This window comes from Veillonella parvula (assembly GCF_036456085.1).
GTDB lineage: Bacteria > Bacillota > Negativicutes > Veillonellales > Veillonellaceae > Veillonella > Veillonella parvula_E.
The window spans coordinates 243,076-259,816 of record NZ_CP138632.1; the positions used below are offsets into that span (position 1 = coordinate 243,076).

The 16,741-nt window shown below is 38.9% G+C and carries 17 protein-coding genes and 1 other RNA gene; all 18 read left to right on the top strand.

Annotation, left to right across the window (positions count from 1 at the left end; genetic code table 11):
• Positions 1-46: 46 nt before the first annotated feature.
• Positions 47-241 carry a plasmid mobilization protein gene (locus PK1910_RS01190; RefSeq protein WP_331299177.1) on the top strand — a complete coding sequence of 65 codons (195 nt, stop codon included), beginning with the start codon at positions 47-49 and terminating at the stop codon, positions 239-241.
• Between the two features lie 82 nt (positions 242-323).
• The gene (locus PK1910_RS01195) at positions 324-641 is read left to right on the top strand and encodes a phospholipase D-like domain-containing protein (RefSeq protein WP_331299182.1); all 318 of its coding nucleotides are present in this window, start codon (positions 324-326) and stop codon (positions 639-641) included.
• 292 nt (positions 642-933) lie between these two features.
• Positions 934-1,665 (top strand): tRNA (adenine(22)-N(1))-methyltransferase, encoded by a 732-nt coding sequence (locus tag PK1910_RS01200; protein ID WP_287511268.1) that lies wholly within the window; start codon positions 934-936, stop codon positions 1,663-1,665.
• Positions 1,666-1,680: 15 nt separating this feature from the next.
• Positions 1,681-2,784, top strand: a complete 1,104-nt coding sequence (locus tag PK1910_RS01205) for a Nif3-like dinuclear metal center hexameric protein (protein ID WP_287511266.1) — start codon at positions 1,681-1,683, stop codon at positions 2,782-2,784.
• 49 nt (positions 2,785-2,833) lie between these two features.
• An RNA gene (gene rnpB / locus PK1910_RS01210) (RNase P RNA component class A) lies at positions 2,834-3,184 on the top strand.
• Between the two features lie 57 nt (positions 3,185-3,241).
• The gene (locus PK1910_RS01215) at positions 3,242-3,571 is read left to right on the top strand and encodes a thioredoxin family protein (protein WP_004698670.1); all 330 of its coding nucleotides are present in this window, start codon (positions 3,242-3,244) and stop codon (positions 3,569-3,571) included.
• Positions 3,572-3,844: 273 nt separating this feature from the next.
• Entirely contained in the window at positions 3,845-4,984 is a 1,140-nt protein-coding gene (locus PK1910_RS01220; protein ID WP_119563196.1) for a hydrogenase small subunit, read from the top strand.
• On the top strand, positions 4,984-6,885 hold the full coding sequence (locus tag PK1910_RS01225) for a nickel-dependent hydrogenase large subunit (protein ID WP_024061955.1): 1,902 nt from the start codon (positions 4,984-4,986) through the stop codon (positions 6,883-6,885). Before PK1910_RS01220 ends, PK1910_RS01225 begins: the two co-directional genes overlap by 1 nt.
• Positions 6,886-6,899: 14 nt before the next feature.
• Complete coding sequence (gene cybH, locus PK1910_RS01230; RefSeq protein WP_118091347.1) at positions 6,900-7,709, top strand: Ni/Fe-hydrogenase, b-type cytochrome subunit; 810 nt, start codon at positions 6,900-6,902, stop codon at positions 7,707-7,709.
• A complete protein-coding gene (locus PK1910_RS01235) occupies positions 7,702-8,280 on the top strand; it encodes a HyaD/HybD family hydrogenase maturation endopeptidase (protein WP_004698675.1) in 579 nt (192 codons plus the stop codon). The genes cybH and PK1910_RS01235 overlap by 8 nt, the downstream gene beginning before the upstream one ends.
• 68 nt (positions 8,281-8,348) lie before the next feature.
• Positions 8,349-8,726 (top strand): hydrogenase expression/formation C-terminal domain-containing protein, encoded by a 378-nt coding sequence (locus tag PK1910_RS01240; RefSeq protein WP_004696374.1) that lies wholly within the window; start codon positions 8,349-8,351, stop codon positions 8,724-8,726.
• 376 nt (positions 8,727-9,102) lie between these two features.
• On the top strand, positions 9,103-10,113 hold the full coding sequence (locus PK1910_RS01245; protein ID WP_004696372.1) for a glycosyltransferase family 2 protein: 1,011 nt from the start codon (positions 9,103-9,105) through the stop codon (positions 10,111-10,113).
• Between the two features lie 84 nt (positions 10,114-10,197).
• Positions 10,198-11,010: a C40 family peptidase gene (locus tag PK1910_RS01250; protein WP_287511263.1), complete on the top strand. Its 813-nt coding sequence runs from the start codon at positions 10,198-10,200 to the stop codon at positions 11,008-11,010.
• Positions 11,011-11,287: 277 nt separating this feature from the next.
• Entirely contained in the window at positions 11,288-13,903 is a 2,616-nt protein-coding gene (gene alaS, locus PK1910_RS01255; RefSeq protein WP_288565701.1) for an alanine--tRNA ligase, read from the top strand.
• Between the two features lie 154 nt (positions 13,904-14,057).
• Entirely contained in the window at positions 14,058-14,318 is a 261-nt protein-coding gene (locus PK1910_RS01260) for an IreB family regulatory phosphoprotein (RefSeq protein ID WP_004696366.1), read from the top strand.
• Positions 14,318-14,737: a Holliday junction resolvase RuvX gene (ruvX, locus tag PK1910_RS01265; protein WP_004696363.1), complete on the top strand. Its 420-nt coding sequence runs from the start codon at positions 14,318-14,320 to the stop codon at positions 14,735-14,737. The genes PK1910_RS01260 and ruvX overlap by 1 nt, the downstream gene beginning before the upstream one ends.
• 26 nt (positions 14,738-14,763) lie before the next feature.
• A complete protein-coding gene (locus PK1910_RS01270) occupies positions 14,764-15,060 on the top strand; it encodes a DUF1292 domain-containing protein (protein ID WP_008601328.1) in 297 nt (98 codons plus the stop codon).
• Positions 15,061-15,303: 243 nt separating this feature from the next.
• Entirely contained in the window at positions 15,304-16,737 is a 1,434-nt protein-coding gene (gene mltG, locus PK1910_RS01275; RefSeq protein ID WP_331299192.1) for an endolytic transglycosylase MltG, read from the top strand.
• Positions 16,738-16,741 lie beyond the last annotated feature (4 nt).

Here is a 16,741-nt window from a genome sequence, read left to right on the forward strand (position 1 = left end):
ATAGGGGCCAACAAAATAGTTATTTATATATTTAAGAGGTGTTATTATGAGTAGTAAAAACCAATGGGGCGGCGCTCGTAAAGGAGCTGGGGCGCCTGTTACAGTAGGCGAAGAGGGGCGCCGTAAACCTAGAGCCATACAAATGAATAACGATGAATACGCAACACTTAAAGCAGCAGCCGAAAAAGCAGGAATGAGCATATCTGAATATGCTCGCAAAAAAATTTTTGAAAATCTATAAAATTATGCTTGCATTCTATTTGATTATATGATATTATATAATCAAAGATAAGACATAGTAGTAACGAAAGGGGATTACAATCATGTTAGAAATTATCAACCAATGCGCACCAGCAAAAAAACACCTTGCAACAGTAGAAACACCTTACGAGGCACTATCTTATATCGTTGATTTGTCAGCCAACACAATGGACGTAGACACAATTATAAATGATCCACAAAGTGGCTTGATTGAAGATATGCCAGAACTCATCGAGAAAGTAAAAAGCGGTCTTGAAATATTGATGAGTGCTGACGGTGAATATGCCGTATTTAATCCGAATGAATTAACAGTCGATACAGTCAACACATTACTATACGATGTGCGAATGAGCGATTATAAGGTTATCGAGGTAGAATAAGCATTATTGGGTAAAGCGAACCACCTATATAAAAGTGGTTCGCTTTATGGTATGAATTGCCCACCATTATGTTGATATCTACCGTCCTTGAGATTTCAAGGGCGGTTATTTTTATATGTAATTCATTTATTTTTGTAACTTAACAAAGCTTATTTTTGAATAGTATTATGTTTAGAAATAAATAAACGAGAATAAATAAGCAAATAAATAAGCAAAAAATAATCAAGAATAAATAATTAAGAATTAAGAATGAATAGTTAGTAATATATAATTAGTAATAGTAGAGGAAGTTATGGAACCTAGACCTATGATGGACCGCCTAGAAGCGGTATTCTCAATCGTACCAAAGGCGCAATCCATTGCCGATATCGGTACCGATCATGGCTATTTAGCGGTAGAGCTCATCAACCGTCAACGCGCTGAATATGTCATTGCCGGTGATGTACATAAAGGTCCGTTAGAGTCTGCAAGATCATATGTTGAGTCTTGTGGACTAGCCGATAAAGTAGATTGTCGTTTAGGCGATGGTCTTAAAGTGACAGAAAAGGGCGAGTTGAACGGCGTCATTTGTTGTGGTATGGGTGGCTTTTTAATGCGGGATATTGTAGATGCAGGCCCAGAACCATTAGAGTTTTATGTACTCCAACCACAGAATGGACAAAAAGAATTACGTCAATATATGGTTCAAAAGGGATATGTTATCGTTCTAGAAATCATCGTAGAAGATGCTGGTAAGCTCTATACAGCATTTTTAGCAATACGCAATGACTGCGTGAAAGCTTATACAGGTATGACTGAATATGTAGATATTTATCAATCGTTACCGGCAGACTCCTTGTTGTGGTCTGTAGGGGCTTTATTGGAACAAGATAGACCACCACTTTGGAGGAAATATATAGAGTATTTAATATATCAACGACAATGTGCATTAGATGATATGACAGAGAAATTAAATCATACTGATAAATATCAGGATTTAAAGCAGGAAGTTAATTTTCTTCGTAATCTTTTAGAGAATAAATAGAAAGAAGTGAGTTGTATGATAACGATTCAACAAGTTATTACCTTGATGGAGCAATTAGCACCGCGTTCTTATGCAGAGTCTTGGGATAATGTAGGTTTAATGGTGGGCGATCGGAATGTAGTTGTTACAGGTGTAGTGACTACGTTAGACGTAACAGAAGAAACCGTAGAATATGCTATTGAACAAAATTGTAATTTAATTGTTAGCCACCACCCATTAATCTTTAAAGGGTTGAAACAGATATCATGTGATACTGCTCAAGGGCGTACGATTAATAAGCTGATTCAACATAAGATTGCCGTATATAGTGCTCATACAAATCTTGATATCGCTCCAGGCGGTCTCAATGATATGTTGGCAAAGCAATTGGGGCTTACAGATGTTAAGGGCTTTATTAAAACTGGTGAAGAGGCGCTCTATAAGGTGATCACCTTTGTACCGGAAAGCTCGGCTGATGCGGTTCGTTTGGCGATGGGCGATGCAGGGGCAGGCCGAATTGGCAATTACGAGCATTGTAGTTTCAGTATCCATGGGGAAGGACGCTTTGTTGGTAATGAAGATTCTCATCCTGTCATTGGGGCAGCTGGCGCTTTGACAGTGGTTCCTGAGGTACAAGTGAATGCTATCGTTGATGGTACGCATTTAAGCGAAGTCGTAGCGGCTATGAAAGCTGCTCATCCATATGAAGAAGTTGCTTATGAGGTTTTGAATATAGTCGAGCCTACTAGTTCAACTCAATATCTAGGACGGGTAGGTCGCTTGCCTAATGCATTAAACTTAGATTCTTTCCGTGAATGGGTACAAGAAGCGTTGCCTGATGCTAACATTCGTTTTGCTGGTATTGTGCCGAAAGCGATTCAATCCATTGCTCTATGCTCTGGTGCAGGTGCAGAATTTATTAAGGATGCTGCCCGGTTACATGTAGATGCCTATATTACAGGTGATGTGAAGTATCATGAGGCGCAAATGGCTAAGGAATTAGGCTTACTCGTAGTTGATGCGGGGCATTTTGGAACTGAGTCTATAGTGGCACATGGTTTACGTGACTATTTAATCTCTGCAGGGCTTACTGTTCCTGTGAAAGCTTTCATAGAACAAAATGATTTCTTCTTTGTGTAATGATGCATTTTCTTGCAACAAATTGTTAGCTATGATAAACTGAATTGAAGCAAGTATGAAAGACGGTTGCGAGTCTATAAGACTCGAGGAAAGTCCGAGCTCCATAGGGCAGGATGCCAGATAACGTCTGGCGAGGGTAACCTTAGGGAAAGTGCCATAGAAAAGGAAACCGCCACGTAAGTGGTAAGGGTGGAAAGGTGAGGTAAGAGCTCACCAGCAGTCTGGTAACAGGCTGGCTCGGTAAACCCCATCTGGAGCAAGACCGAATAGGGAAGGGTTAAGGGTGGTCCCGCCTACCTTCCGGGTTGTGTCGCTCGAGCGTGCAGGCGACTGTACGCCTAGAAAGATAATCGTCACCGCGCAAGCGGAACAGAACTCGGCTTATTGATTGCTTGCTTCTATATTTAACATATAATTGATAGTATATAAGATTGTAGATCTTTGTTAGGAGAACTTCATGGCAATTACAGCAATTACTAGTGTACAAGAATTTGATGAGAAAGTGCTTGGCGCTAAAGGTTTAGCTATTGTTGATTTTTGGGCTGGTTGGTGCGAACCATGCACTGTTATGCGCCCAGAGATTGAAGACGTAGCAGAGCGTTTAAAAGGTCAAGTAGAATTCTTTAGTGTTAATGCAGAAGATAAAAATCTTCGCGGTATTTTGTTAAAAGAAGATGTTGATGGTATTCCATCCTTAGTATTCTTCCGCGATGGCAAAATGCTCGATTCCCTTGTGGGCTATAAAAAAGCAGATATGCTTGAGTCTCTAATAAAGGAAGTTATCTGATTAATTAATAACTAGGAATTCTTAGGAAATGAATAACATGAGGCTGTATATAAGGAAAGTTAATTTCTTATATACAGCTTTTTTGTTAAATTTCATAGTTTTCAAAAATGTTAAGTGATATAATAAAATAGTAAAAATATGATTGTCATCATGTTGGTTGAACTTCTTCAAAGTGATAGAGGACGCTAATAAAATGATTTCCGTCATAAACGTTGTAGTTTATTAAGTAATATAATTATATTGCGCAAAGTTGTTGTAAGGAGGCTATATTCCATGAAGAATCGTATAAATAGTTTGTGGACACTCTTCCAAGAACGCCGTTTGAGTCGACGAACATTTATGAAATCCTGTGTAGCACTCACTGCTATTTTAGGACTACCTCCAACGATGTTAGACACCGTTGTTAAGGCTGCCGAAACAACTGAATTACCTACAGTGATTTGGTTGCATGGTCATGAATGTACTGGTTGTAGTGAATCTTTTATCCGTTCATCCTCTCCCTTTACTTCTGATGTTATTTTGAACATGATTTCTCTTGAATATGATGATACTTTGGCGGCAGCGTCTGGTGCACCATTAGAAGAACATTTAGAAAAAATCATCAAAGAAAAAGCCGGTAAATATATCTTGGCTGTTGAAGGTGGTGTACCACTTGATGACGATGGCGTTTATTGTACAGTAGGTGGACGTACATTTAAAGAATCTCTATTAGAAGCAGCTAAAGGAGCTGCAGCAATCATAGAATATGGTTCTTGTGCTTCTTGGGGCGGTATACAGGCGGCAAAACCAAATCCAACAAATACAGTTTCTGTATCTTCCGTTGTATCTGGCAAGCCAATTATTAAGGTCCCTGGTTGTCCTCCAATTCCAGAGGTTATGACTGGCGTAATCATGCACTATGCATTATTCGGTCAAATTCCACCTCTTGATTCTCAAGGCCGTCCTAAACAATTTTATGGCAATCGCATTCACGACACATGCTACCGTCGTGCCTTCTTTGACTCTGGACTCTTTGTTGAAAAATTCGACGATGATGCATCCAAATCTGGTTGGTGCTTGTATAAAGTAGGTTGTCGTGGACCTCAAACATATAATTCTTGTGGTAACTTACGTTGGTGGAATGGTTTATCCTATCCAATTCAATCCGGTCACGGTTGTATTGGTTGCTCTGAAAAGGGCTTCTGGGATAATGACGTATTCTACAAACGTTTACCAGATATTCCATTGGCTAATACCATCACGACTGCTGATACAATCGGTACAGTAGCTGCTGTTGGTGCTACTGCAGCAGTTATCGTTCATGGTGCTGCAACTCTTACGCGTAATAAAATTCTTGATATGAAAGAAGAAAAACGCTTAAAAGAACAAGGCTTATGGGATGAAAAGAAACATAATAATGGAGGAGGTCACTAATGAAACGCGTAGTAGTAGATCCGATTTCCCGTATTGAAGGTCATTTACGGGTTGAAATAAAAGTTGATGAAGCGAGTGGTAAAGTAGAGGATGCATTGTCTTCTGGTACTGCTTGGCGCGGTATCGAACTTGTTGCTAAAGACCGCGATCCTCGTGACCTTTGGGCGTTCGTACAACGTATTTGTGGTGTATGTACTACAACACATGCCTTGGCTTCGTTAAGAGCTGTTGAAGATGCGCTTGGTATTACAATTCCTAAAAATGCAAACTATATACGTAATATTATGCATAGTAGTCTAGATGTGCATGATCATATTGTGCATTTCTATCATTTACATGCCCTTGACTGGGTTAGCCCAGTAGCAGCTCTTAGTGCCGACCCTGCTAAAACCGCACAATTACAAAATGATGTATTGGCTACATATAATGTAAGCGGTTTAGCACCTGCTGAAACAGCATCCAAAGACTCTGCTTATCCTAAAGAGTTTCCTAAGGCTACTACAGCATACTTTACGGCTGTACAGCAAAAGGTTAAGAAAATAGTTGAATCTGGTCAGTTGGGTATTTTCTCCGCCCAATGGTGGGATCATCCTGATTATAATTTGTTGCCACCAGAGGTTCATTTAATGGCCGTATCCCATTACTTGAATATTCTTGACCGTCAACGGGATATTGTAATTCCTCACGTTGTATTTGGTGGTAAAAACCCTCATCCTCATTACATTGTAGGTGGCATGCCATGTTCTATCTCGATGAATGATATGAATGCACCTATCAATACACAACGCCTAGGAGCTGTTGAACAATCTATTGCATTAGCTAAAGACTTAGTAGATAATTTTTATTTACCAGATTTACTAGCTATTGGCAAAATCTATGTAGAAAAAGGTATGATCGATGGTGGTGGACTTGCGAAGAAACGCGTTATGTCTTATGGTGATTATCCAGATGATACTTACACAGGCACTTCTAATGGTGACTATCATAAGAAATGTATTGTTCGTTCCAATGGCGTTGTTGAAAACTTTGCGTTAGGTGTAGATAAAGCAACTTTCATCCCATTAGAAGGTAAGGATTTTATGGATCCTCAATACCTTAGTGAAGAGGTTGATCATTCCTGGTTTACATACCCAGATGGAACAAAAACACTTCATCCTATTGAAGGTGTTACTGATCCTAAATTTACGGGTCCTAAATCTGGTACAAAAGAAAAATGGGAATTCCTTGATGAAGATAAAAAATACTCTTGGATTAAATCTCCAACTTTCAAAGGGAAAACCGCAGAGGTTGGTCCATTAGCAAAATATATTGTTGTGTATACAAAGGTAAAACAAGGCATAATCAAAGACCCAACTTGGGCTGAATCTATGATTGTTCGTCAAATTGATACAGTATCACAAGTATTGGGTGTACCAGCTCATGTATGGATGACTACTATGGTAGGACGTACAGCATGTCGTGGTCTTGATGCACAAGTAGCGGCAAATATTAGCCAATACTTCTTTAACAAACTTGTATCTAATATCAAAAATGGTGATACTACAGTAGCGGATATGACTAAGTTTGAGCCAAACACATGGGATAAAGATGCTAAAGGTGTTGGCCTAGTAGATGCGCCTCGTGGTGGTTTGGGGCACTGGATACACATTAAAGATGGACGCTCTGCAAACTATCAATGTATCGTACCATCTACATGGAATGCGTGCCCTAAAACTGCAGCTAATGAACATGGTGCCTATGAAGATTCCATGATTGATACACATGTAAAAATTGCAGATAAACCACTTGAAATTTTGAAGGTAATTCACTCCTTTGATCCATGCCTCGCATGTGCAACCCATTTATACAATAAAAAAGGCGAAAAAATTGTTTCCGTCAATACAGATGCATTGTGTAAATAAAGGGTGGTGGGCTTATGTTAATACATACTGACAAAAAGGCGTATGTCGTATTTAGTCTATGGCTGCGCATATTCCACTGGACTATGGTGCTTAGTGTAACGGCTTTATTCTGGACAGGACTATATATTGGTGATCCAGGCTTTGCTGCGATTACGGGTAACCCTGAACCAACTTTTGCTATTGATGGCTGGTTCTCTATGGAAACTATGCGACGTGTTCATTTCATTGCAGGTGTTATCTTAACATTCTCCTTTATCTTCCGTTTTGCAGGCGCTCTTTGGAACCGAGGGGATAGATTATTACCTAAATTCCGTCAAAAACGGTATTGGTACGGTCTTAAAGAAACAACATTGCACTATTTAATGATTCCTCAAAAACATGAACATCATTGGCTTCGTAATTCCTTAGCTAGAACTGCGTATATGATGGTATACATTATGTTCTTCTTTGAAATCTTAACGGGTTTTGCAATGTATTCGATGGTTAATCCTAATGGTATTCTAGGAACTTTATTTGCACCAGTGATTACATTATTTGGCGGTGAATATAAAGTCCATGTTATCCATCACTACATTGCGTGGGGATTCTTGTTCTTTACTATTGTTCACGTGTATATGGCATTCCGAGAAGACGTTATGGAGGAATCCGGCGAAGTATCTGCTATGGTTTCGGGTATGAAATATTACGCTCATGACCCAATTGATATTGAAGACCTCAATGGTAAACGCCGTCGTGGGGAACGTATTGATAAACCATCTGGTACTACATATCGTCCAAGTGATCCTAATGATCCTAGAGAAAGAGAATTACAAGAAAATGACTAATACAAGTACTGATATCATCAGTGGCTTGAAACAATACGCGGACTCAGAGGGTCCGCGTATTGATTTAAACAGCCTTTATGATGATGGAGATAATGAAATTGTCCTACTTGGAGTCGGTAATATTTTGCTTACCGATGAGGGGTTAGGTGTTCATGTAGTAAAAGAATTGAAAGAATCTTTCACATTTACACCTGCAATTTCCATTATTGATGGTGGCACTATGGGGATGGAATTACTCACGTATATGCGTGGTATGAAGAAAATTCTTCTTGTAGACGCTATTAATGGTGGAGATGCTCCAGGAACTATATATGAATTTCCTCATAAGGAATTGGAACAATATTTTACGGAACATATTTCTGTACATGAAGTAGGAATGCAAGATATTTTACGCATCCGTGCTATTCAAGAAGATCCATTAGAAGATGCAGTGGTTATCGGTGTAGAACCGGAATCATTGGAAATTGGTTTTGAACCTAGCGGGCCGGTACAATGTGCCTTGCCTGAGGTTAAAAAACGTATTTTGCATGTCCTACGAGAATGGGGCGTAACAGTTGAGCCTAAAGCATAAAGTGGAAATTTCATATAATGTATAGATAGCTTATAGAATGTAAAGATAGTTTCTGTATAGGAGTATTTATGATTGAAAATTATGGTAATGTTCGCGCCGTTTTAAATGAGTTGCGTTTGGCTCTAAAGAATTTGCGTGAAAATGGTGAGACATATTCGATTTATATTGAAAAAACAGGTTTAACAGAGGAAGAACAAGTTGAAGTATTAGAAACACTTGGACGCGGTCATATTACGATTAACTTTAATGAAACTGATCAACCTGTAGAATGGTATGAATCACAATTTTCTGGAATCTGGATTGGGACTTATAAAAATGGTCGCGATGATTCCATTTTACATACAGTAGAGGTCGCTAAATATCCAGTTGTAGCTGGTGCTTATATAGAAGATATGGAACTGGCGGAGGAAGATTTACAATCTTGGATTGATGCTGCTGGATTATAGTAAAGGAGACCCTTAACGGGTCTCTTCTTCATGAAAGGTAGATGAAATTAGGCGTTTTTGATAATTTTATGATAAAAATTCATATAATTTTTTGATTAATAGTTGATAAAGCCAGAAAAAATCATATTTGTTTCTATATTAATAAAATAAATATTTTTTATAAATTACTTTATTAAGTAGCTTGATGAATAAATTAATATAATATTGATTTACTGTACTTATATAAAGGATAAATGAAGGGTTTTATTGGTATTTTATAGAGAAGTAGCTTGTTTACTGTCTTTATAAACATTATCAGTCCTATTGTTAACCTTTAGCATTTGCCTTAATTTACTAATTAACATAAAATATGTGAGTAAAATACTTTGGAGGATTTATGTTACTTTCTATTGTAGTGCCTGTATATAACGAAGAGGAAAATATAGCGAACTTTTATAAAGCTGTAACTGATGTTATGTCAGGTCTCACGTATGATTATGAATTAATCTTCGTGGATGATGGATCTAGTGATTCGTCAGCTATGATACTGCGTGAAATTGCATTCAATGATAAACATGTTAAAGTGTTATTGTTAGCTCGTAACTTTGGGCATCAAACGGCACTTACATGTGGGCTTGATTATGCTCATGGCGATGCAGTCATTACAATGGACGGTGATATGCAGCATCCACCGGCATTGATTCCTGAACTAGTTCGATTGTGGGAATCAGGGTATGATGTGGTGCGTACCATACGCGATTCAACTGATGACGCTAGTTGGGCTAAATCTTTCACGTCTAAGTATTATTACAAACTGATGAACAAAATGGCCGATGTTCCTATTGTTGAAGGCGGGTCCGATTTTCGCCTCATGAATAGTAAAGCATTGGGCACGTTGAAACGATTCAGAGAACATGGTCGATTTTTGCGTGGTATTGTCGGCGCCTTAGGGTACAGACAAGCAGAGTTGCACTTTGTGGCACCACCTCGATTTGCAGGTGTCTCAAAGTTTAGTGTGCGTAAAATGATTCGATTTGCTCTCGATGGTGTAACCGCTTTTTCAAGGGTACCTTTACGGGCCGCCTTGTATGTAGGAGTACTTTGCGGTGGAATGAGCTTTTTGCTCATCTTACATCTTTTGTATGTATATCTTACAGGACAAGCTTTGAATGGGTGGACAACTTTGGGCGTATCAATCTTGTTTATTGGTGGAATTCAACTCGTCGGACTGGGAATTATTGGCGAGTATGTAGGTCGTATTTTTGAAGAGGTGAAGCAACGGCCTTTGTATTGGGTTAAGTCAGCTATAAATTTTGAAGAGCATGAAGAGGCTCCGTTACTCGGACCAAGCAGTGCAGATGTTTTTATGGCACCAGAGGCTTATACTAACAAAAGCAAAGAAGACTAGCTGTATTTGTGAATGCAAATAAATAGACGGTTAGTATATTTTGAATAAATAACTTACTTTAAAAGTTTTTTGGAAAGGAAGCATATGAAGTCAAAATATAGTAAGGTTAAAATAACGGCATTAACATTAACTTTTGTGTGTGCCACAACAGCCATGGTTGGCGCAACAACATTACAATATGGTGATAAGGGCAAAAGTGTTACAGCGGTTCAACAACAACTAATTAAACACGGCTATAATGCTACAGATAAAAATGGTGTATATGGTAAGGAAACGAAGTGGGCAGTTCGTCTGTTCCAACAAGATCGTGGCCTTCCGGTGGATGGTATCGTAGGCCCTGCTACGTATAATGCATTGATGGGTGCTCCTCGTTCTACGAAGGCAGTATTGACCCAAAATGCAGCAACTAAAGCAGTAGCAACGAAATCCGCTTTTACAAACAGTAATGCGACATCCCGTCGTATCGCTGGTCATTCCATTAATGGCAAGAACGTTAAATTAAACAATATTACGAAAAATGAAATACCTAGCAGCATTCACGCAATCTTGGCAGAAGCTGACAAATACCGTGGTGTACCATATGTATTTGGCGGTACGACTCCAAGTGGCTTTGACTGCTCCGGTTATGTTAAATATGTATTTGAAAAACAAGGTATTTCTTTACCGCGTTTGGCAGATGAACAGTATAATGTAGGTGTTGAAGTTTCTCGTGCGAACTTGAAAGCAGGGGATTTGGTATTCTTCGAAACTTATGAACCAGGTCCATCTCACTCCGGTATTTATATTGGCGATGGCAAGTTCATCAGCGCCACTTCCAGTCGTGGTGTTGCAGTAGCAGACCTTGATACTGGCTATTGGGGTGAACGTTACATCGGCGCAAAACGCGTTGTACGCTAATTTAATAACTAGCTATAAAAGAGGCTATACGAATCAATTTTGTTTTGTTGATTTGTATAACCTCTTTTTATGTTCATTATTTATGATTTAACTAGCATTGATTAAATTTGACTTTTACTTTCATTGTAAAAAATATGGATTTAAAATTATATTTTTTGCGGTTTGCTTGAATTGGTGTGAAAGTGCGTAAATTCCGCATAATCTCAATGTTTTTAATAGATTTTATATCGTTTTTGAGTTATAATGAAGAGTAAATAATTTTAGGAGGAATATACACATGAAGGGTAATGAACTGCGTCAAGCATACTTGCAGTTTTTTGAAAGTAAAGGACATTTAAAATTAGATAGTTTTTCTCTTATACCAGAAAACGATCCGTCTTTGTTATTGATTGGGGCAGGTATGGCGCCATTGAAGCCGTTCTTTACAGGTAAGTTGGTACCTCCTTGTCATCGTATTACAACAAGCCAAAAATGTATGCGTACTGGTGACCTTGAAAATGTAGGCCGCACAGCTCGTCACCATACATTCTTTGAAATGCTTGGTAACTTCTCCTTCGGTGATTACTTCAAAAAAGAAGCGATTCACTGGGCATGGGAGTTCTTAACTGAAGTTATTAAACTCGATAAAAATAGATTATATGTTACTGTATATCCAGATGACCAAGAAGCGTATGATACATGGCACAATGATTGTGGCGTAGAGGAAAGCCATATTACACGCCTTGAAGATAACTTCTGGGAAATTGGTGAAGGCCCATGTGGTCCTGACAGTGAAATTTTCTTCGACCAAGGTCCTGAACATGGTTGTGATGACCCTAATTGCGCACCAGGTTGTGACTGTGATCGCTATCTTGAAATCTGGAACTTAGTATTTACACAATTCAATAAAATGCCAGATGGGTCTTATGAACCATTACAACACAAAAATATTGATACAGGCGCCGGTCTTGAACGATTGGCTTCCGTATTACAAGGTTGTAAAACAAATTTTGAAACCGATTTGATTTTCCCAATTATTGAAGCCACTGCAAAACGGGCCGGTGTGAAATATAACGAAGATCCAAATACAGATGTTTCTTTGAAGGTTATTGCTGACCATGCTCGTGCTGTCACTGCATTGATCTCCGATGGCGTATTGCCATCCAACGAAGGTCGCGGCTACGTATTGCGTCGTATTTTACGCCGTGCTGTACGTCATGGCCGTTTACTTGGTATTGAAGGTATCTTCCTAACACCACTTATTGATGTAGTCGTAGACATTCTTGGCCCTGGTATTAAATCCATCGCTGAAAAACAAGACTTCGTTAAGCGTGTTGTACAAAATGAAGAAGAACGCTTCAACCAAACATTGGAACAAGGTCTTGAGTTATTAAACTCCTTGATTGATACACTTGCAGCTGAAAAAGCAACTGTTGTTCCTGGTACAGAAGTATTTAAACTATATGATACATATGGATTCCCTTGGGAATTAACAGAGGAAATAGCTTCTGAACGCGGCTTTACAATCGACCATGAAGGTTTTGAAGCTGCTATGAAAGAACAACGCGAACGCGCTCGTGAAGCTCGTGTAAAAGAAGATGCGAAGGTAGCAACACCAGACATTACATTCTTGAAAGATGAAGAACTTGTTGAAGATGAAGCAGAAACTGCATCCTCCGTATTGATGCTTGGTAAAGGTTCTGAACGCTTGCAAACAGCAGCTGACGGCGATGAAATTACTGTTATCGTACGCACTACTCCTTTCCATGCTGAAGGGGGCGGTCAATTAGGTGATACAGGCTTTATCGTGGGCCCAATGGGTAAGGTAGAGGTTCATAATACAAAACGTTTACCAGAAGGCACTGTATATCATATCGGTACTGTTATAGAAGGTTCTATTTCTGAAGGTGACGATGTAACGCTTGAAGTGGATACAAATCGTCGCGCAGCAATGGCCCGCAATCATACAGCAACACACTTGTTACATGCAGCATTGAAAAAGGTTCTTGGCGAGCATGTTAACCAAGCTGGTTCTCTAGTAACTCCTGATTACTTGCGTTTTGACTTCACTCATTTCTCCCCTGTAACACAAGAGGAACTTGATCAAATCGAAGCACTTGTAAATGAAGAAATTTTAAAAGCTACGGACCTAGCTATCGCTGAAATGTCCATGGACGAAGCAAAAGCGAAAGGTGCGATGGCACTCTTTGGTGATAAATATGGCGATGTAGTTCGCGTTGTAGAGGTTCCTGGCTTCTCCGTTGAATTATGTGGTGGTTCTCATGTAGGCAACACAGCTTTCATTAGTTCCTTCCGTTTAACATCTGAAGCTGGTATCGGTTCTGGTGTACGTCGTATTGAAGCGATTACAGGTCGTGCAGCTCTCGATGCAGCAAAACAAGATCGTTTGACTATTGAACGCATGGCAAGCGAGCTTAAAACTAAAGCACCTCAAATAGAAGAACGCTTACACCAAGTGTTGACAGAAGCTAAAGACACAGCAAAAGAATTAGAACAAATTCGTAAAGAAGTTTCTGCAGCGGGTGCAGCTGACATCGTTGCTGGTAAAGTTGTGATAGGTGATGTTGAATTTGTTGCCGCAGCTGTAAAGGCGTCCTCCATCGATGAATTGCGTGATTTAGCTGATATGGGCCTTGATAAATTGAATGGCTCTGGTGTGGTTCTTGTAGGCGCTGCTATGGGTGATGATAAGGTAAACTTTGTATGTAAAGTATCTAAAGATGTCGTTGCTAAAGGTGCAAAAGCAGGTAATATTGTTAAAGCAGCAGCTCAAGTAGCTGGAGGTAATGGCGGTGGCCGTCCGGATATGGCACAAGCAGGTGGCAAAGAGCCAGCTAAATTAATGGAAGCATTAAAAGCTGGTGGTGAAGCCTTAAAATCTATGTTACAATAGGCATATAATTTTATAATTATACTTGTATCTGTTATAGAAATTTTTTATAATGCATAAAAAGTTACTGACTTTGTAGCTTTAATTCAAGTATAATAGTAGGTGAGATTTCACTTGTATGGTGAAATCTGCCGATGTAATAAAAAGGAGGGATACGATGAACGTTTCAGATGAAACCATGTTATTCCGTAAAGTAGACGATGAACCGATGACCGCTGAAGAGGTGCTCACTCGCGTTTATCAATCTATTCAAGAAAAAGGTTACAATCCAATTAATCAAATCTTAGGGTATCTAATCTCTGGAGATCCTGCGTATATAACAAGTTATAATAATGCGCGTTCCGATATCCGCCGTTTAGAGCGTGATGACTTGATTGAAGAATTGTTGAAAGAATACGCAAAGGCTAAACAACTATAATGAGAATTATGTCATTAGATGTAGGCAGCCGTACTATTGGTATTGCCTGTAGCGATGCACTGCTCATGACTGCACAAGGTATTGAAACCATTCGTAGAACATCTCTAGAAAAAGACTTTAATCGCTTACAAGAACTCATTTCTGAATATGAAGTACATGAACTTGTGGTAGGTATGCCGAAAAATATGAATGGTACAAAAGGTGAACGGGCTGAAAAGACTGAAGAATTCGTTGCAAAAATGAAGGAAGTCATCGATTTACCTGTTACATATTGGGATGAGCGGTTATCTACTGTTATGGCTGAACGTCAACTCATCGCAGCTGACGTGAGCCGTAAAAAGCGTAAATCCGTTATCGATAAAATGGCAGCGGTTGTAATTTTGCAAGGATATCTAGATCGCTTGCAGTTTAATAAATAAGTATTTTTCCTTAAGGAGGGTTTCCAATGGTTGACCAAAATTTTGAAGGTGAAGTGTATTATTTGGAATTCGAAGACGAACATGGTAATAAACAATACTTCACAGAAGATGTTATCTTGAGTCATGAAGGTCAAGAGTATGCCGTTCTTGTGCATGTACAAGATGAAGATGCTGATCATGAAGGTCAAGATGACACATACATGATCTTGGCTCGCATCGAAACAAACGAAGAAGGCGTAGAAGAATACGTACCTTTGGATGAAGAAGATGAAAACTTTGAAACTCTAGTAAAATTGTATGAAGACATGGATGAAGACGAATAATCGTCTTTAGCATAAATTTAGCGTATTGTCAGTGGACAATGCGCTATTTTTATTTTGTTATACATTATCATTGTTGTACAAAGACGAGACTACATTTATGTTAAAGGCATAACAAATTCACAAAATTAATATATTGCATAAAATGTAATAAGCGTAATCATTGCCCTTTTATATAGGGGAAATATAGAGTTTATGGTATAATGAATTGATATACTGTTATGTTACAGAAAGGAACTCAACAACGTGAGAAAAGCCTTAAGATATATTTTGATCCTAGTTATTGTAGGTATATTAATTATTGGTGGAGGCCTTGGTGCATTGTACTTTGTACCGAATACCTTTGCTCAAGATGATGGAACACAAGTAGTCGTTATAGAAAAAGGTCAAACGGGTACTGAAATTGCAGATATGCTTTTTGAAAGGGGGCTTATTCGCTCAACTCAAGGCTTTAAGCTTTGGTTATACTTGAGTGGTACCAATGATAAGCTTCAAACTGGCCATTATCAAATACCTAATAAGGTAACTGTGCGCGAACTCATTTCTTTGTTACAAGAAGGTCATGTAGAATCTATTCGTGTTACAATTCCTGAAGGCTATACAGTTGGGGATATCGCTATCGTTCTTGAAAAGAATCAAATCATGAAGGCGAAGGACTTCTTGGCTGAAGCTAAAACTTATGTACCATACCCATACATGAAAGGCACAAAACCTGCTACATATCCTGTAGAAGGCTTCTTGTTCCCAAGTACGTATGAAATCCCCGTAGGGGCTACACCTCGTGATGTTATTCAAATGATGGCGGATGAAATGAATCGTTATCTCACACCAGCTGTGAAGAAACAAATTCAAGCTCAACATATGAGTATTCATGACTTTGTAACTTTGGCGTCTATCGTTGAACGAGAGTCGTTATTTGATGCAGACCGTCCAACCATTGCAGGGGTATTCAAAAAGCGTCTAGCTCATGGTATTCCATTGCAATCTGATGCGACTATTTCCTATGTACTTGGTTATGCAAAGGAAAATGTAACGATTGGTGATACACAATTGCAAAGCCCATATAATACATATGTATCTAAAGGTTTACCACCAGGACCAATTGCAAACCCTGGTAAAAAAGCTTTAGATGCAGTATTACACTCTGAAAATACAGATTATTTATACTTCGTAGCAGATAAAGAGGGGCATAATCACTTCTCTAAATCATACGAAGAACATTTAGCAGAGGTTAATAAAATTTATGGCGCTGACACAGTAAAAAATTCTTCTGCTAATACTGAAGTAGCTGCACAAGCTGGTCCTAACTATGACGTAGCAGTAGCGACTACAGAGCCTAATTATAATTATAGTTCTGCAGAAGCAGTGGAAGCAGATTCTCAATATGTTGATGTAGAACCTAGTTATAAATACACACCAACTACAGTTCCAGCGGCTGAGGTCCCAGATCCTGTACCAGGTTCAACACAAAATCAATCATCGACGCAAGTTACGCCAACTGCTCCATCCTATGGAAATAATACAAATACCAATACGTATGTACCAACGACGACACCTGTACCTGAATCGATGCAGAACGTTATTCCTAATGCACAACAAGTACCACAAATTCAGGTAGAATCTGCAAATCCGGCTGAACGCTCTACGTTGGTAGTTCCTAGTGGTACTAACAATAGATAATGTA